Source organism: Pseudomonas arcuscaelestis (genome assembly GCF_016881005.1).
Lineage (GTDB): Bacteria > Pseudomonadota > Gammaproteobacteria > Pseudomonadales > Pseudomonadaceae > Aquipseudomonas > Aquipseudomonas arcuscaelestis.
Genome location: NZ_JACOPV010000002.1, coordinates 115794 through 132259, shown reverse-complemented (window position 1 = coordinate 132259; position 16466 = coordinate 115794). Strand labels below are relative to the sequence as shown.

Sequence of the window (16466 nt, the reverse complement as noted above, 5' to 3'; positions counted from 1 at the left end):
AGGTCAAGCCCGCAGCCGCGCCAATGTCATCGCGGTATCCTCGATCATGTCCTCTTGCCCACCGACCATTCCGCGGCGTCCCATCTCCACCAGAATCTCCCGTGCCGGCACGCCGTATTTCTGCTCGGCACGCTTGGCAAACAGCAGGAACGATCCATAAACCCCGGCGTAGCCCATGGTCAATGCATCGCGGTCGCTGCGAATCGGGAAGTCCATGATCGGCACCACCAGATCTTCGGCCACGTCCTGAATGCCAAACACGCTGACGCCGGTCTCGATGCCCATGCGGTCACACACCGCCACCAGCACTTCCATCGGTGTATTGCCCGCACCGGCACCCAGCCCGGCACAGGCGGCGTCGATTCGCCGAGCGCCTGCTGCAATCGCTGCGATGGAGTTGGCGACGCCCATGGACAGGTTATGGTGACCATGAAAACCGATCTCGGTCTGCGGTTTGAGCGCTGCGCGCATGGCGGCTACCCGTGAGCTGACATCATGGGGCAGCAGGTAGCCGGCCGAGTCGGTGAGGTAGATGCAGTTGGCGCCGTAGCTTTCCATCAGCAATCCTTGCTTGACCAGGCCCTCGGGGCTGTTCATGTGCGCCATCATGAGAAAGCCGACGGTATCCATGCCCAGCTTGCGGGCATGGGAAATGTGCTGCTCGCTGACATCCGCCTCGGTACAGTGGGTGGCCACACGGATGGTGTTGACGCCCAGTTCGTAGGCCATTTTCAAGTGATCGACGGTGCCGATACCGGGCAGAAGCAGCGCCGACACCTTGGCGTTCTTCATCAACGGAATCACCGCCGACAGGTATTCCTCATCGCTGTGCGCCGGAAACCCGTAGTTCACCGAGCTGCCACCCAGGCCGTCGCCATGGGTCACTTCAATCAGGGGCACACCGGCCTGGTCCAGGCCGCAGGCGATGTCTTTCATCTGCTGCAAACTGATGCGGTGACGTTTGGGGTGCATGCCGTCACGCAGGCACATGTCATGAACGGTGATTTGCTTGCCGCTAAGTTCCATGAGCGTTTTCCTTATGCAGTGGCGGGTTCGGCGCTGGCGCGCAGCACCAGTTCACCCTTGATGATTTCTTCTGCAAACATCTCGGCCGTGCGTGCTGCTGCGGCAGTCATGATGTCGAGGTTGCCGGCGTACTTGGGCAGGTAGTCGCCCAAGCCCTCGACTTCCATGAAGATCGATACCCGGTTGCCATCGAACACCGGGCCGTTGACCAGCTTGTAGCCAGGCACATAGCCCTGAACCTGTTCGATCATTGCCGCGATGGCGGCGCGAATGGCTGCCTCGTCCGGGGTGTCGGCGGTCAGGCAATGCACGGTATCGCGCATGATCAGTGGCGGCTCGGCCGGGTTGACGATGATGATTGCCTTGCCTTGTTTCGCGCCGCCAACCTGCTCGACGGCACGCGCGGTAGTGCGGGTGAACTCATCGATGTTCTTGCGCGTGCCTGGGCCGACCGATTTAGAGGCGGCGGTGGCGATGATTTCGGCATAGTCCACCGGCTGCACACTGGACACCGCCGCGACCAGCGGAATCGTCGCCTGGCCACCACAGGTGACCATGTTGACGTTCATCTCGCCACGGGCAAGGTTGGCCTTGAGGTTGACCGGCGGTACGCAGTAGGGGCCGATGGCGCACGGGGTCAGGTCGATCATCAACACACCGAGGGCGTTGAGCTTGCGCGAGTTTTCGGCATGAACGTAGGCGGAGGTGGCATCGAAGGCAATCTGCACCTGGTCTTCCAGCACATGGGGCAACAGCCCGTCGACGCCATCGGCGGTGGTTTTCAGGCCCAGCTCACGAGCGCGCTGCAGACCTTCCGAGCCGGCTTCGATACCCACCATCCAGACCGGCTCCAGCACCTCGCTGCGCATCAGTTTGTAGAGCAGGTCGGTGCCGATATTGCCCGGCCCGATCAGCGCGCATTTGATCTTTTTGCTCATGGTTTATCGCTCCTGGAATGAGGAAAGGAGGGTTGCCTGTCAGGCGACAAAGCGCAGGCTGGCGTTACCCAGGCCGCTCATCGACAGGTTGATGCGATCACCGGGGATCAACGGCACCAGTGGTGCCAGAGCGCCGGAGAGAATGATTTCGCCTTTGCGAAATGGAATGCCCAGCTCACCAAGGGTATTGGCGAGCCATGCCACGGCTTCGCATGGGTGCCCCTGGACCGCCGAACCGAGGCCGCTACCGGCAGGTTGACCGTTCTTGAGCATGTGCATCTCGACCCGGGCCAAGTCCAGGCCACGCGGATCGATGCGCTGTTCACCCAGTGCGAACACGCCGCACGAGGCGTTATCGGCCACGGTGTCCTGGATGCGGATCTGCCAGTTGTCGATGCGTGAATCAACAATCTCGAAGCACGGCGCCACCGACTGGCTTGCGGCCAGAACGTCCGCGGCGCGAATGCCGGGGCCTTTGAGGTCTTCGCCGAGAATGAACGCTATCTCACCTTCGGCCCTTGGCTGGATCAGCTGATAGCGGGCAAAACTGATTTCGCTGCCATCGTCCACTTGCATGGCATCGGTAAGAAAGCCGAAGTCGGGTTGGTGCACATCGAGCATCTGTTGCACGGCGCGGCTGGTAACGCCGATTTTCTTGCCGATAACCCGTTCACCCAGGGCTTCACGCCGCTGCAGAAAACGCAGCGAAATGCGGTAGGCCTGGTCCAGGCTGATGGCCGGGTGGCGCTGAGTAAGCGGCGCGAGGGTGGTGCGCCCACGCAAGGCATTGAACAGTTCATCGCCCAGGGCGGTGATCAGGGAGGCATCCATGGCGGCTTCGCTCTGTGGAAGGAATAAAAAAGCCGGTCCCAAGGGGCCAGGGCACCGGCACAAAAAGGGTTCTCAGGCAGGCCAGACGCTACTGTCGGCGCCGCCATCGACATCAATGATTTTGCCGGTGACCCAGGCCGAAGCCGGGCTGGCCAGGTAGAGGGCAGCGGCAGCGATGTCTTGCGGGCTGCCCAGGCATTTGAGCGGGGTGTTGGTTTCCATCGCCTCACGCATGGCTGCCGGCATGACCTTGTTCAAGGCTTCAGTCATGGTTGGCCCCGGGGCGACGGCGTTGACGCGCACCTGGGGGGCGAAATCCTGGGCCAGCAGGCGGGTCAGGTGGCTCAAAGCCGCTTTGGCAGTGCCATAGGCGCTGAACTGGCGTTGGGCATAGCGCGCCGCCACCGAGCTTACGTTGATGATGTTGCCGCCCCCGGCTTCACGCATCAGCGGCACACACAGTTGGCACAAGGCATAGGTACTGGTGACGTTGAAGCGCAGGATCTGCTCGAACTGCTCCGGGCTCATCTGCAGGGCATCGTTGGGGCCACCGCCGCCGGCATTGTTGACCAGGTGGGTGATGCGCCCGAACTGTTCCTGGCTCTGACGCACCAAGGCCAGGCGTTGCTCGCTGTCGTTGACGTCGCAAGCAATGGCCAGGGCGCGGCGGCCAAGGCTGCGCACCTCGTCGGCAACCCGCTCGATGTCCTCGGCGCTTCGCGCACTGCAGATCACATCGGCGCCGGCTTCGGCATACGCCAGGGCAATGGCACGACCGATGCCGCGACCACTGCCGGTGACAATGGCAACACTGCCGGGCAGTTGAAAGCGTTGCAGGATACTCATGGACTGTTCTCCCGTTGGACGATGACGGGAGTATTCCCCGCGCCTCGGGCAGGCGGCATCGTCTCAACGGACTAACGCCGGGCGGGTCGGCGGGTCAGTTGGCCTAGGCCAAATGGATGATGCTCACCCCGATACGGCGTTTCACTCTGCGCAGGTCACCCTAAAACAACAAAAAAGGATTGTTGCATGTCTAGGTACAACGCAACGCATGGTGGGCTGCTGCTGACATTGACCGTAGTCTGTTGCCAGGCCAATGCCGGGCCACGCCTGGAGCTGGGTGAAAACACCACCCTGGACTCATCGCTGACGGTCAACTACACGGCGTCAATGCGTACCGCCAAGCCCGCCCACGAATATCTCAACGACCTCAACAATGATGACGGTACACGTAACTTCGACCGTGGTGCGCTGATCACCAACCGCGTCAGCCTGTTCGGTGAGCTGCTGCTCAAGCACGACAACCTCGGTGCGGTGCTGCGCGGTAGTCATTTCTACGATGACGTTTATCACAACCGCAACGACAACGACTCGCCCGACACCGTGAACAAGATCGGTCGACATGACGGCTTTGTCGAAGACACCCGACGCCTGAGCGGCAGCAAGGCGCGCTTGCTTGATGCCTATGTGTACGGCAACTTCGATGTCGCCCAGAACCAGTACCTGTCGATCAAGGCCGGCCGGCATCTGGTGGCCTGGGGCGAGAGCCTGTTCTGGGCCAACATCAGCCAAGGCCAGGCACCGGTTGATGCGACCAAATTCAACGTGCCCGGCACCGAGGCCAAGGACGCGTACCTGCCCGTCGGGCAAATCTCGGCGTCCTGGTCGCTCAACGAAGACCTCGCGCTGGTGGGCTTCTACCAGTACGAATGGGAAAAAACCCAACTCAACCCGGTTGGCGATTATTTTGGCAGCGATACGTTCGGGCCAGGCGCCGAGTTCTACCGGCTTGGCGCCGGGGTGATCAACAGTTTGCCAGACACCAGCTTCACGGCAGTCAATTACGCCGGCGATGTCGAACCGCGCGACAGCGGCCAATGGGGCCTGGGTGTGCGGTATCGGTTAACCGAGAACACCGAGGTCGGGCTGTTTCACTACCGTTATCACGAGCGCGTCGGCGCGCTGTTCTTCGACTTCAGCGGCCAGACGCAATATTCCTCGCTCAGCGGTGTAGGCAAGTATGCCCGTGCCGGCAGCGGCCCGGCCTATCGCATCGGATACTTCGACGACGTCGAACTGACCGGCGTGAGCTTCAGCTCCAAGGTGGGTGACTCGGTGCAGTTTGCCGGCGACCTGAGCTACCGCGATGGCGCTGCGGTGTACCTGGATAACGGCGCGCCGGCCCGTGGCCAGTTGTGGCAGGGCAACCTCAATGGCAGCTACATCCTTGGCCCCAGCCTTCTTGCGCAGCAGACCACGGTCATGGCCGAGGTGGTGCACCAGCGTATCGATGGCGTCGACACCCTGCACATCAGCGGTGGCGGAGCGGGTGTCGATGGCAGTTTCGACAACTTCGAGTCGAAAACCCAGACCCGCGGCCAGACCCTGCTCGGTATAGGTACTTATATGGATTACCTGGGCATTGCCGATGGCCTGGACCTGACCACACGCCTGGTGTGGACGCAAAACATCGATGGCAGTGCCTATCAGGGCCTGGGTCGAGATGAAAAGCGCCTTACCGTCGGTGGCGACTTCAAGTACCTGGGCAACTTCCAGGTTGGCCTGACCTACGTCGCCTACCTCAGCTCACCCGACATCGCCCAAGGCCGAATGCTGGCTGACCGCGACTACCTGTCGTTCAACGCTAAATACACTTTCTGAGGAAACGGCCCGCCATGCACACATCTCCCTTCAGCCCGATCGATATCGGGCCACTGACGTTGAAAAACCGCTTCATCAAGGCGGCGACCAACGAAGGCATGAGCACCCAGGGTCTGCCTTCCAAACTGCTCGTCAAGCTGCATGCCGGGCTTGCCCGCGGCGCGGTAGCAATGACGACTGTGGCCTATTGTGCGGTCAGCAAGGATGGGCGCACCTTGCCCAACCAGTTGACGTTGACCCGCGAAAGCCTTCCTCACTTCAAAGCGCTGACCGATGCCGTGCACCAGCAGGGCGGCCTGGTCAGTGCGCAGATCACCCACGGTGGCTGCTTTACCTTCCTGCACGAGCGCAGCAGCCGTTACCCGCTGTCTGCCAGCGGTGGCTTCAACAAAATCGGCATGATGAGCGGCATGTTCTTCAAGCAGGCCATGACCGAGGCCGACATGCGCGAGGTGATAGAAGACTTTGCCAACGGTGCGCGCCTGGCCCGGGAAGCCGGTTTTGACGCCGTGGAAATCCACATGGGCCATGGCTACTTGCTCAGCCAGTTCATCTCGCCGATGTACAACAAGCGCCGGGACCATTACGGCGGCTGCCTGGAAAACCGCCTGCGCTTTCCCTGTCGAGTGCTACGGGCGGTACTCGACGCGGTCGGACGTGACCTTGCGGTTATCTGCAAATACAGCGTTACCGAAGGCGTACGGGCCGGCAACAGCGCCGAGGACGGGGCACAGATAGCGCGGATGCTGGAGCGCGAGGGCGCCCACCTGTTGGTACTCAGTGCCGGAATGAACGCCGAGTCGATCACCACCATGTTTGGTTCTTCATTCCCCAAGGAGAATCGAGTGCAGCAGAAAAACCCGCTGATTGCCCTGGCCATGAAGATTCAGCGCCTGCGCGACCCCACGGTGGAGTTTCGCGAACTGTACTTGCTTGAACATGCACGCAAGGTGCGCGCGGCGGTGAGAATGCCCCTGGCCTACCTGGGCGGCGCCAAGAGCCTTGCCAGTATCGAGCAGGTCATGGCCGAGGGTTTTGATCTGGTGGCCATGGGGCGGGTGCTTCTGGCCGAGCCGGACTATGTTGAGAAGCTTGCTACCGGCGCCAGCAAAAACTCGATTTGTACCGCCTGCAACCGCTGCGTGGCAATGATGTACACACCGGGCGGCACGTCCTGTGTGTTGGGCCAACCTGGCAATGCCGAGCTCAACCGCCAGCCGGCTTGAGCAGTAGGCGTAAAAGTGTGTGTTGGTTGTGTGCGGGCGCTAGTCCTATCGGACGATGTTTGCAGCGAGTCGGCACCCAATCATGCAGGTGACCGGCCTGCTGGGTGTTCAGCGGGCTTCTAAGCACGGTACTGCAGGAGAACGCTATGAAGTTGCTGAACAAAGTCGCCTTTGTCACAGGCGCGGGACAAGGAATGGGCCAGGCCATGGTTCGCCGTTTTGTCGCTGAAGGCGCCAAGGTGGTTGCGGTAGACCTGAATCAGGCGGCGCTGCTCGACAGCCTGGCGGACTTGACCGACCTCGATGACCGCGTGCTGGCCCTGGCATGCAACGTGGCTGACGCAGCCTCGGTGGCAGATGCCATGGGCCAGGTCGAGGCGCGTTTCGGCGGACTCGATATTCTCGTCAACAATGCCGGTGTCGGCGCCTTCGACAGCTTCCTCGAAACTCCGGACGAGAGCTGGGCCCGCGTGATCGGGGTGAACCTCGGCGGGACCTTTCTGTGCTGCCGCGAGGGCGCGAAGTTGATGGTCAAGGGCGCGCGCAAAGGGGTGATCATCAACCTTTCCAGCACCGCCGCACTTACCGGTGAGGGCCCCAGCCACTACTGCGCTTCCAAGGCAGGCGTCATGGGCCTGACCCGATCGATCGCGCGCGAACTGGCGCCCAGCGGTATTCGTGTCAACAGCCTGGTACCGGGCCCAACCAACACACCGATGATGGCCGGTGTTGCTGAAGAACACATGCAGGCGATGCTTAAAAACGTGCCACTGGGGCGTTTGTGCGAAACCGACGAGATCGCCGGGGTTGCGGTGTTCCTGGCGGGTGATGATGCCAGCTTCATCACCGGACAGAACATCGCGGTCAACGGCGGCATGGCCTTTATCTGAGGGGATATCAATGAGCAAGCGACTAGCAGGCAAAATCGCGTTTATCACCGGTGCCGGCTCCGGCATCGGTCAGGCCACGGCGTTGCGCTTTGCCGTAGAAGGCGCCACGGTTGTGCTGTGTGGGCGGCGTGAGCAACCTTTGCAAGACGTGCTGGAACAGATCCAGGCTGCGGGCGGGCAGGGCGATATCGCCGTGGCTGATGTCAGTGACGAACACGCCTATGTTGGCGCCCTGGAAGCTGCAGCCCGGCGCCACGGGCGCCTGGATATCCTCGTTAACAACGCCATGGCCTACACCTGGGGCGGCGTCGATACACTGTCGACCGCCGACTGGCATGCCAATTTCAGCACCACGGTTGATGGCACCTTCTGGGGTACCCGCACGGCCATGCGCCTGATGAAGGACCAGGGTGGCGGCGCTATCGTCAATATCGCCTCGATCTGCGGCCTGTTCGGCACCGCCTGGATGGCAGGCTACTCGGCCGCCAAAGCGGCGGTGATCAACTTCAGTCGCGCAGTGGCCAGCGAAGGTGCAGCGCACAACATTCGTTGCAACGTGGTAATCCCCGGGGTTGTCGATACCCCGGCCACCGCCGGCATGCTCACGGACGAAAAAACGCGCCGCAATACCGAGAAAGTCATTCCAATGAAGCGCGTCGGGCTGCCGCTGGAGCTGGCCAATGCGATCCTGTTTCTGGCCAGTGATGAGGCGTCCTACGTTACCGGTGCCAGCCTTGCGGTGGATGGCGGTCGCAGTTCGGATCTGTACACGGTGCTGGATTGATGACTATGGACACGACCTCGCTGCACGAGCGCATCGACCGCCTGGAGTCGCTGGATGCGATCCGCCAACTGGCCGGCAAGTACGCCCTGGCCCTGGACATGCGCGACATGGACGCCATGGCTAACTGTTTTGTCCCGGACGTCAAGGTTGGTCGCGACAAGCAGGGCCGTGGGCACTTCAAGGCCTGGCTGGACGAAACCATGCGCCGCCAGTTTCACGGCACCTCGCATCACTTGGGCCAGCACATCATCGAGTTCAGCGATGCCGACCATGCCACGGGTGTGGTCTATTCCAAGAATGAGCATGAGACCGGGGCTGAGTGGGTGATCATGCAGATGTTGTACTGGGATGATTATGAGCGGGTAGACGGGCGTTGGTGTTTCCGTCGTCGCTTGCCGTGCTACTGGTACGCTACCGATCTCAACAAGCCGCCGATTGGGGGGATGAAAATGCGTTGGCCAGGGCGGGAGCCCTATGCCGGTAGTTTTCATGAGTTGTTTCCGTCCTGGGATGCGTTCTGGGCTCAGCGGCCGGATAAGGATGCGTTGCCGCAAATTGCCGAACCTGCTCCGTTGGAGGCGTTTCTGTTGACGATGCGGCGTGACGCTTCGGAGCCGAAGATTCGGGTGAGGTAGTTGGGGTCGCCTGCGGTTTTGATTTTTTTCGCTCTGGCTTTTTAGCAGGGCGAATTTAATTTTCAACTCAGCTTGGGGGCGGGTTTGTCTGGCGATGTGGCGCTTCAATTGGGTGCTGATCCATTTGCTTTGGTGGCGTTGAGTCACCTTTGCGCCCTTACGGCGCCTTACTTTGGCAGTCGCCCCAAAGTAAGCAAAGGGCTTGCCCCACCAGGGGCCCTACGCTGCGCTTCGGGTACCCTCGCTACGGTGTCGCTTCAGGGCATTGCGATCTACGCGTTGCAAGCAACACTACGATTCGCAACTTCGGCTGGGGCCGAAGGCGCTGCGCGCTCGCCCTTTCGCAACACCTTCACTCGGCCCTTCTGGTTAACGGGGCGGGTAGATCAAGGTCAAAAGCAGATCAAAAGCAGATCAAAAACAGGTCAAAAACAGGTCAAAAGCAGGTCAACAGCGGATCAGGTGCAGATCCGGCGCGCCTCTAGTGTGGGTTGAGATGTCCCTCTCCGGGGGGAGAGGGCTGCGCGGGGGTCAGGCTCGGGGTTCGCGGGGCATGTTCAGGGCGCGTTCGGCGATGATGTTGCGCTGGATTTCGTTGCTGCCGCCATACACGGTGTCGGCCCGGCTGAACAGGAACAGGGCCTGCAATCGGCTCAGTTGATACGGTGCAGCTTCAAGCACTTCGGCTTCTTCGCCCAGTACATCCATTGCCAGTTTGCCCAGCGCTGCATGCCAGTTGGACCAAGCCAGTTTGTAGATCATCGCTTCGCGCCGCAGGCTACCGTCCTGGGCTCCGGAAAGCATGCGCAACGAGTTGTAGCGCAGTACTTTCAATCCGGCCCAGGCCTGGGCGATACGCTGGCGCATCAGCGGGTCTTGCGCTGCGCCATTGCGTTTGGCCACGGCGATGATTTCTTCCAGTTCGTTGTGAAACTGCATTTGCTGGCCCAGCGTCGAAGCGCCACGCTCGAAACCCAGCAGGGCCATGGCTATCTTCCAGCCTTCGCCCGGCAGGCCAATCATGTTGTCGCTGGCGGTGCGCGCCTGGTCGAAGAACACTTCGTTGAACTCACTGGTACCGGTCAGTTGCTGGATTGGCTGTACGCGAATCTGCGCCTGATCCATCGGTACCAGCAAGAACGACAACCCGTGATGACCCTGGCTACCCGCTTGGGTACGGGCCAATACGAAGCACCAATCGGCTTCGTGAGCGAGTGAGGTCCAGACTTTTTGCCCGCTGATCAGCCAATGCTCGCCACTGTCATCCAGCCGTGCACGGGTTTGAACGTTGGCCAGGTCCGAGCCCGCGCCCGGTTCCGAATAGCCCTGGCACCAGAACTGCGTACCACTGAGGATGCCTGGCAGAAAACGCTGCTTTTGCGCCGCGCTGCCGAACGCAGCCAAGGTTGGGCCAACCAGGCCTTCACCTATGTGGCCCATGCGCCCTGGTCCACCAGCTCGGGCGTACTCTTCGTGGAAGATTACCTGACGGCTCAGGCTTAACCCGCGACCACCGTCGGCCTCGGTCCAACCCACGCCGATCCAGCCACCGGCTGCCAACGCACGCTCCCAGGCTTTGCGTTGTTCGGGAAAACTGTGCTCATCCCCCGGTCCGCCGCGAAAGCGCAGGGCGGCAAATTCGCCTTGCAGGTGTTCGGCCAGCCACTGGGCGACCTCTGTGCGGAACGCTTCATCAGCGGCGCTGAATGCGATCTTCATTGCAATTCTCCCAATAACTGCGCCGCCAGGCGTTCACGGTGCAAGGCAGGGCTGCCCAGCAGCTGCTCGCTGGCGCGGGCGCGTTTGAAATACAGGTGCGGGTCGTATTCCCAGGTAAAGCCGACACCGCCGTGTAGCTGGATCGACTCGGCCGCGCAGTTGAAGAAGGCTTCACTGGCGTGTATCTGTGCGGTGGCCGCGGCCTCCAGAAGTTCACTGGCAACGCTGCTATCGCCATTGCGGTCAAGACGTTCCTGGGCGACGCAGGCGGCATACCACGCCGCAGATCGGGCGCATTCAAGCTGCAGCATGAGATCGGCGCAACGGTGCTTGATGGCCTGAAAACTGGCGATGGTCCGACCGAACTGGCGCCGCTCGCCGATGTAGTCCAGGGTCAGTTCCAGCACCTGCTGTGCGCCACCGCTTTGCTCGGCGGCCAGACCGATTGCGCCGATCTGCAGTACGTCACGCAACAGCGGCCAGCCTTGGCCTGCATCGCTGAGCAACTGCGCAGGACTGACGCTGACGTCGTGCAGCTCGATGCGCGCCAGGCGGCGGGTCTGGTCGAGGGTTGGCAGCGCGTGACGTTGAACGCCAGTGCTGTCGGCGGGCAGGGCAAATAAGCTGATGCCAGCTTCGCCCGCGCTGCCGGGGGTGCGCGCCGCAACGATCAGTAGCTGAGCCTGGTTGCCGTCGATGACCTGCAGGTAACTGCCGTTCAAACGGTACCCCTGCACATCGGCAACGGCTTGCACCTGCACGCTGTCGGCACCGAGGCCAGGCGTACTGGCGAACGCCAGGGTGGCACTGGCGCCGGCGGCAATCGCGCCGAGCCAGCGATCTTGCAACGCCGGGTTGCTGGCCAGCAGCAGCGCTGGCGTCGCCAGGCAGGTAGTCGCCAACAAGGGTGCACACAGCAGGTGACGACCGCTCTGTTCCAGCAGGATCGCCAGCTCGGCAAAGCCCAGCCCTAAACCACCGAAGCGCTCGGGAATGATCAACGCAGGCCAGTAGAGCTCTTCGCCAATGCGCTGCCATAACGTGGGGTCATAACCTTCAGGCCGGGACATGGCGGCGCGCACCGCATGGGAGTCGCTGACCTGGGCGAGAAAGCGCGCAGCGCTGTCCTGAATCATCAGTTGTTCTTGGTTGAATGCGAACTCCATGGGTGTCGACTCGGTGCGGCGGATAGAAGCTTGAGTCTAGGAGCGGTGCTTTTAGTGGCGAATCATTGAAACGGACTAGTCTGCGCTACTACACGGCAAGTAGTCTCAACGGACGATGAGGGCCCACTGCCGCGCTTCGCAGAATGACCGCCACTACCGAATTTGCCCTATAAGGAGCAGCGGCATGATCGAGATTCGCGGTTTGAGCTATTTCGTCGCCATGAGCAACAACCTCAGCCAGTGGCAACGCTACGCCGAGGATGTTCTCGGCATGCAGGTCAGCGAGGCGCCAGCAGGTGGCCTGTACGTGAAAATGGACGCGCGTCCGTTTCGTATGCTGGTGGTCGAGGGCAGCGAGGCACGCTACGTGGCTTCAGGTTGGGAACTGGCCTCGGAATCGGCTTATAAGGCTGCCTTGGCGCATCTCGATGCGCAGGGTATCGAGTGGCAACCCGGTAGCGCCGAGCAGATCGAGCAACGAGGTGTCCAGGCGCTGGTCAGCCTTAGCGACCCTTCGGGTAATTGCCATGAATTGAGTTGGGGGCATCGCTCCGACTGTCAGCCCTTTGTCTCACCTCAGGGCGTGCCGCGTTTTGTTACTGGCGACATGGGCCTGGGCCATACCGTGCTTCCGGCCCCGAATTTTGACGCAACCCTGGCCTTTGCCAAGCAGGTACTGGGCTTTGAACTGTCGGATATTTTCAACTTCCGCCCGGACCCTTCGGCGCCGCCGATCCGCATCCACTTTCTGCATTGTCGCAACGCCCGTCACCACAGCCTGGCATTGGCAGAGTATCCGGTGCCGTCTGGCTGCGTGCATGTGATGGTCGAAGTCGACTCGATGACCGAGGTCGGGCGTGCCCACGACCGCCTGCTGGCCCATGACGTGCCGTTGTCGGCGACACTCGGCCAGCACCTGAACGACCACATGACCAGCTTCTATATGAAAACGCCGTCGGGCTTTGACCTGGAGTATGGCTGTGGGGGCCTACAGGTTGACTGGGCGGAGCATGCGGCGTTCGAGTTCACCCGCGTGAGCATCTGGGGGCATGACTTCTCGGTCGGCCAACAGTAATAGCACGCACAACACACTTCAATCACCGCCGCCAGGCCCTGGCCGGCTAAGCCGTTTGGACGATGTAGGGCCGGCGGGGCGAGCTGATGATCCTGGTAACAATAACAACAGGATCGACGCCCCATGTGCCTACTTCCACGACGTTCCCGGAGGACTGCGCAATGCGCCAGCTGATTGGATACGCCGTCAGCGGCGTGGTGTTGGCAGCAGTGGCTTTCGCCTTCGCTCCGCGCAACCCGGCACCGCTACTGGCCACGCAGTTGCAGGTGGACCGCGTGCAGGTCAACACCTTGCTGGTCAATGGCCAGCAGCTATTGGCCGCAGGTGAGCGCGGCACCTTGCTGACCAGCCTCGACAGTGGACGCTCCTGGCATTCGACGCGAGTCTCCCTTGAGCGTGAGGCGACACTCACCGGCCTGATTGCCTTGAACCCGCAGACGTTGATAGCCGTCGGCCACGACGGCTTGATTGCGCGCTCGCAAGACCGTGGCGTCACCTGGCAGGAAGCCCATTATGACGCCGACCTCGGCGAGCCCTTGCTCGGTGTGTGGAGCGGGGATGGTCAGCAGGTGGCGGCTTACGGCAGCTACGGCAAGTACCTGGAGTCCAGCGACGCCGGCGAGCATTGGCACGCACGGGAGTTGCCCGGTGATGGTGCGCATTTCAACGGCATGGATGGTGATCGCCAGGGCCGGCGCATGCTGGTTGGCGAGCAAGGCCTGGTGCTGCGCTCGGATGACGCGGGGCGCAACTGGCAACAGCTTGCGCCGTTCTATAACGGCTCGTTGTTCGGTGTGGTCAGCCTCTCGGCCTCGCACTGGGTGGCCTACGGCATGCGCGGACAGGTATTTCGCAGCGTGGACTTCGGCGACAGCTGGCAGCGTGTTGCCCTCGACAGCAGTCAGCCCATTTATGGGCATGCACGGTTGCCGGGCGAAGCAGGCGTTGTATTGGTGGGCGCGGGCAGTCAGCTGATCCATCTCGATGGACAAGGGCAGCTTGTTGAACGTAGCCGGCGCAGTGGCCTGGGCACGCTGACCTCAGCGGTGGCCCTCAATGCCAGGCATTTGCTCGTGGCCGGTGAGCGCGGTGTTTCCCAGGGCCCGGACGGCGGCTTGGCCGCTCATGCACAGTGAGTTTCTCATGACCTCGAACCTTCCTTGGCTGCAACGCTGCGTACGTGGCTGCGCCGACCTTTTGCTTGATAACCGCCGCCGCTGGCTGGCGCTGTTTCTGTTGCTCAGTCTGGGCCTTGGTTTCAGCGCTACCCAGGTGCGCCTGGACCCTGGTTTTAACAAGCAGATTCCGGTGCGGCATGAATACATGCTCAATTTCCTCGATTTCAGTCGCGTGTTCACCGGGGCTAATCGGCTGTTGGTGAACGTGCACTGGAAAGGTGAGGGCGACATTTACAACCAGCAGTTTCTCGAGGTGCTGCAGAAGGTCACTGACGATGTTTTTTTCATCTCCGGGGTCAGCCGCCCGAGCGTGACGTCGCTGTTCACCCCCAACGTGCGCTACGTGGAGATCACCGAGGAGGGCTATGTCGGTGATCTGGTGGTGCCGCCACAATATGCCGGTACTGCAGAAGACCTGGCCAAGGTCCGCAGCAATGCGGCCCGCGCCGGGCAAATCGGTCGACTGCTGGCCAATGATCAACGCTCGGCCCTGGTACGTGCCGACCTGCAGGATACCGACCCGAAGACCGGCAAGCCGGTGTCGTATGTCGACATTGCCCAGCGTCTGGAAGACATTCGCAGCCGGTACAGCAATGACGATATCGAAATCAACGTCGTGGGTTTTGCCAAGCTGGTCGGGGATGTAGTCGAAGGGTTGAACACGGTGCTGATGTTCTTTGCCGTGGCGTTCGCGATCACCGCCTTGCTGCTGTGGCTGTACACCCGCTCGCTGGTGCTGACGCTGGTGGCGTTGCTGGTGGCCTTGTTGCCGGTAGTCTGGCTACTGGGATTGTTGCCGCTGCTGGGCCTGGGTATCGATCCAATGTCGGTGCTGGTGCCGTTCCTGATTTTCTCCATTGGTGTGTCGCACGCCGTGCAGATGAGCAACGCCTGGCGCCAGGAAGTGCTGGCTGGCGCGAATGCACGTCAGGCTGCGCACTCAGCCTTCTGTGCGATCTTCATTCCCGGAGCCTTGGCGTTGCTGATGAATGCCCTGGGTTTCGCCGTGATCATGCTCATCGACATCCCCATCGTTCATGAGCTGGGCGTAACGGCCTGTGTTGGGGTGATGCTGATGATCATCACCAATAAAATGTTGTTGCCGCTGATTTTGGCCGGCTTGGCGCTTCCCGCGCGGGCTGCGCTGCCGAAAGCGCGAGCCACACGGCATCGATTGTGGTGGCGCCTATCCGCCCTGGCTGAGCCGGGCCCGGCACTGGCAGTGTTTGCCATCAGCCTGGCGCTGCTGGGCGCCGGCGTGCTCAAGGCGCGGCAGTTGCAGGTCGGTGATATTGGCGTCGGCGCGCCAGAGTTGCGTGCCGACTCGCGTTACAACCAAGACAACCAGCGCATCACCGACAGCTACTCCATCGGCCTGGACGTGCTCGCGGTGTTCCTGCAAGCCCGGGCGGGAGACGAAGCCTGCCTGAACCCCAAGGTTATGCGTGCGGTCGAGTCATTCGACTTTCAGATGCGCGCAGTGGCGGGCGTGCAATCGGTACAAAGCGTGGCGGGCATGGGCAAGGAGATGATTGCCGGGAACAATGAAGGCAACCCGCGCTGGGCGGCCATTCCAGGTTCTTCCCGGGGATTGCAACAGGGCTCGCTGGCTTACTCGGCAGACTCAGGTCTAGTGACCGAAGGCTGCAAGCGCATGCAGATCCTGGTGTTTCTCAACGATCACGAAGGCGCGACAGTCTTTCATGTGGTCAACGAGGCCAAGCGCATCATCGCCTCCATTCACGCCTCTGAAGTGGAATTCAAACTGGCGGGCGGCAACGTCGGCGTCATGGCGGCCTCGAACGAGGCTGTGAAGCATGCCGAAGTGATCATGCTCGCAGCGTTGTTCTGTTCGGTGGCGTTGTTTTGCCTGCTGACGTTCCGCTCACTGCGCGCGGTGCTGTGCATTCTGGTGCCGTTGGCAGTGGTGGCGATTCTATGCAACGCATTGATGGCGATGCTCGGTATTGGCCTGAAGGTTGCCACGCTGCCGGTGATGGCGCTGGGGGTCGGGGTGGGGGTCGACTACGGCATTTATCTGTACGAGCGCATCCAGCACGAGATGGCCGCGGGCGTGGATCTGCGCGGAGCGTTCTACCGCGCCATGTGCCAACGCGGCACCGCTGCAGTGTTTACTGCCCTGACCATGGCCATCGGGGTTGGGACCTGGGCCTTTGCCCCGCTCAAATTGCAGGCCGACATGGGCATCCTGCTGGCGTTCATGTTCCTGGTTAACGTGCTCGGCGCGATCTTCCTGCTGCCAGCCCTGGCTGCATGGTTCAACCAGGGGCGCCCACTTGTAGCGCAGGCAAAGGTAGTTACTGCCTGAAGCAG

14 protein-coding genes are annotated in these 16466 nt (G+C 61.5%); 8 read left to right on the top strand and 6 right to left on the bottom strand.

The window, feature by feature from the left end; translation table 11 throughout:
* Window positions 1-3 precede the first annotated feature (3 nt).
* The 4 genes from dmpG to H8F21_RS02925 all read right to left on the bottom strand — a co-directional run bounded on the left by dmpG (window position 4) and on the right by H8F21_RS02925 (window position 3641).
* The gene (gene dmpG, locus H8F21_RS02940) at window positions 4-1026 is read right to left on the bottom strand and encodes a 4-hydroxy-2-oxovalerate aldolase (RefSeq protein ID WP_203541234.1); all 1023 of its coding nucleotides are present in this window, start codon (window positions 1024-1026) and stop codon (window positions 4-6) included.
* An 11-nt stretch (window positions 1027-1037) separates the two neighbouring features.
* On the bottom strand, window positions 1038-1964 hold the full coding sequence (locus H8F21_RS02935) for an acetaldehyde dehydrogenase (acetylating) (protein ID WP_203541235.1): 927 nt from the start codon (window positions 1962-1964) through the stop codon (window positions 1038-1040).
* Window positions 1965-2003: 39 nt separating this feature from the next.
* Window positions 2004-2795, bottom strand: coding sequence for a fumarylacetoacetate hydrolase family protein (locus H8F21_RS02930; protein ID WP_136476016.1), 792 nt, complete (start codon window positions 2793-2795; stop codon window positions 2004-2006).
* A 72-nt stretch (window positions 2796-2867) separates the two neighbouring features.
* Window positions 2868-3641, bottom strand: coding sequence for a glucose 1-dehydrogenase (locus H8F21_RS02925; protein ID WP_203541237.1), 774 nt, complete (start codon window positions 3639-3641; stop codon window positions 2868-2870).
* Window positions 3642-3827: 186 nt separating this feature from the next.
* On the opposite strand from H8F21_RS02925, the gene H8F21_RS02920 reads away from it, so the two are divergent.
* The 5 genes from H8F21_RS02920 (at window position 3828) to H8F21_RS02900 (ending at window position 8994) form a co-directional block, all read left to right on the top strand.
* The gene (locus H8F21_RS02920) at window positions 3828-5459 is read left to right on the top strand and encodes a DUF1302 domain-containing protein (protein ID WP_203541238.1); all 1632 of its coding nucleotides are present in this window, start codon (window positions 3828-3830) and stop codon (window positions 5457-5459) included.
* A gap of 14 nt (window positions 5460-5473) precedes the next feature.
* Window positions 5474-6685, top strand: a complete 1212-nt coding sequence (locus H8F21_RS02915) for an NADH:flavin oxidoreductase (RefSeq protein WP_203541239.1) — start codon at window positions 5474-5476, stop codon at window positions 6683-6685.
* 146 nt (window positions 6686-6831) lie between these two features.
* Window positions 6832-7575, top strand: a complete 744-nt coding sequence (locus tag H8F21_RS02910) for an SDR family NAD(P)-dependent oxidoreductase (protein ID WP_203541240.1) — start codon at window positions 6832-6834, stop codon at window positions 7573-7575.
* 10 nt (window positions 7576-7585) lie between these two features.
* Window positions 7586-8359: an SDR family NAD(P)-dependent oxidoreductase gene (locus H8F21_RS02905; protein WP_203583999.1), complete on the top strand. Its 774-nt coding sequence runs from the start codon at window positions 7586-7588 to the stop codon at window positions 8357-8359.
* Entirely contained in the window at window positions 8359-8994 is a 636-nt protein-coding gene (locus H8F21_RS02900) for a nuclear transport factor 2 family protein (RefSeq protein WP_413243027.1), read from the top strand. Before H8F21_RS02905 ends, H8F21_RS02900 begins: the two co-directional genes overlap by 1 nt.
* 531 nt (window positions 8995-9525) lie before the next feature.
* On the opposite strand, the gene H8F21_RS02895 is transcribed toward H8F21_RS02900, so the two are convergent.
* Both H8F21_RS02895 and H8F21_RS02890 read right to left on the bottom strand, forming a co-directional pair.
* On the bottom strand, window positions 9526-10713 hold the full coding sequence (locus H8F21_RS02895; RefSeq protein ID WP_203583997.1) for an acyl-CoA dehydrogenase family protein: 1188 nt from the start codon (window positions 10711-10713) through the stop codon (window positions 9526-9528).
* Window positions 10710-11879: an acyl-CoA dehydrogenase family protein gene (locus H8F21_RS02890; protein ID WP_203583996.1), complete on the bottom strand. Its 1170-nt coding sequence runs from the start codon at window positions 11877-11879 to the stop codon at window positions 10710-10712. Before H8F21_RS02890 ends, H8F21_RS02895 begins: the two co-directional genes overlap by 4 nt.
* A gap of 184 nt (window positions 11880-12063) precedes the next feature.
* Between H8F21_RS02890 and H8F21_RS02885 the strand changes: the two genes are divergently transcribed.
* The 3 genes from H8F21_RS02885 (at window position 12064) to H8F21_RS02875 (ending at window position 16461) form a co-directional block, all read left to right on the top strand.
* The gene (locus H8F21_RS02885) at window positions 12064-12954 is read left to right on the top strand and encodes a VOC family protein (protein ID WP_203541244.1); all 891 of its coding nucleotides are present in this window, start codon (window positions 12064-12066) and stop codon (window positions 12952-12954) included.
* A gap of 161 nt (window positions 12955-13115) precedes the next feature.
* A complete protein-coding gene (locus H8F21_RS02880; protein WP_203583995.1) occupies window positions 13116-14090 on the top strand; it encodes a WD40/YVTN/BNR-like repeat-containing protein in 975 nt (324 codons plus the stop codon).
* 7 nt (window positions 14091-14097) lie between these two features.
* Window positions 14098-16461, top strand: a complete 2364-nt coding sequence (locus H8F21_RS02875; protein ID WP_203583994.1) for an efflux RND transporter permease subunit — start codon at window positions 14098-14100, stop codon at window positions 16459-16461.
* Window positions 16462-16466: the final 5 nt, after the last annotated feature.

Coding starts and splice junctions, on each gene's coding strand:
- dmpG (WP_203541234.1), bottom strand. CDS start 1,026: ATGGAACTTAGCGGCAAGCAAATCACCGTTCATGACATGTGCCTGCGT.
- H8F21_RS02935 (WP_203541235.1), bottom strand. CDS start 1,964: ATGAGCAAAAAGATCAAATGCGCGCTGATCGGGCCGGGCAATATCGGC.
- H8F21_RS02930 (WP_136476016.1), bottom strand. CDS start 2,795: ATGGATGCCTCCCTGATCACCGCCCTGGGCGATGAACTGTTCAATGCC.
- H8F21_RS02925 (WP_203541237.1), bottom strand. CDS start 3,641: ATGAGTATCCTGCAACGCTTTCAACTGCCCGGCAGTGTTGCCATTGTC.
- H8F21_RS02920 (WP_203541238.1), top strand. CDS start 3,828: ATGTCTAGGTACAACGCAACGCATGGTGGGCTGCTGCTGACATTGACC.
- H8F21_RS02915 (WP_203541239.1), top strand. CDS start 5,474: ATGCACACATCTCCCTTCAGCCCGATCGATATCGGGCCACTGACGTTG.
- H8F21_RS02910 (WP_203541240.1), top strand. CDS start 6,832: ATGAAGTTGCTGAACAAAGTCGCCTTTGTCACAGGCGCGGGACAAGGA.
- H8F21_RS02905 (WP_203583999.1), top strand. CDS start 7,586: ATGAGCAAGCGACTAGCAGGCAAAATCGCGTTTATCACCGGTGCCGGC.
- H8F21_RS02900 (WP_413243027.1), top strand. CDS start 8,359: ATGACTATGGACACGACCTCGCTGCACGAGCGCATCGACCGCCTGGAG.
- H8F21_RS02895 (WP_203583997.1), bottom strand. CDS start 10,713: ATGAAGATCGCATTCAGCGCCGCTGATGAAGCGTTCCGCACAGAGGTC.
- H8F21_RS02890 (WP_203583996.1), bottom strand. CDS start 11,879: ATGGAGTTCGCATTCAACCAAGAACAACTGATGATTCAGGACAGCGCT.
- H8F21_RS02885 (WP_203541244.1), top strand. CDS start 12,064: ATGATCGAGATTCGCGGTTTGAGCTATTTCGTCGCCATGAGCAACAAC.
- H8F21_RS02880 (WP_203583995.1), top strand. CDS start 13,116: ATGCGCCAGCTGATTGGATACGCCGTCAGCGGCGTGGTGTTGGCAGCA.
- H8F21_RS02875 (WP_203583994.1), top strand. CDS start 14,098: ATGACCTCGAACCTTCCTTGGCTGCAACGCTGCGTACGTGGCTGCGCC.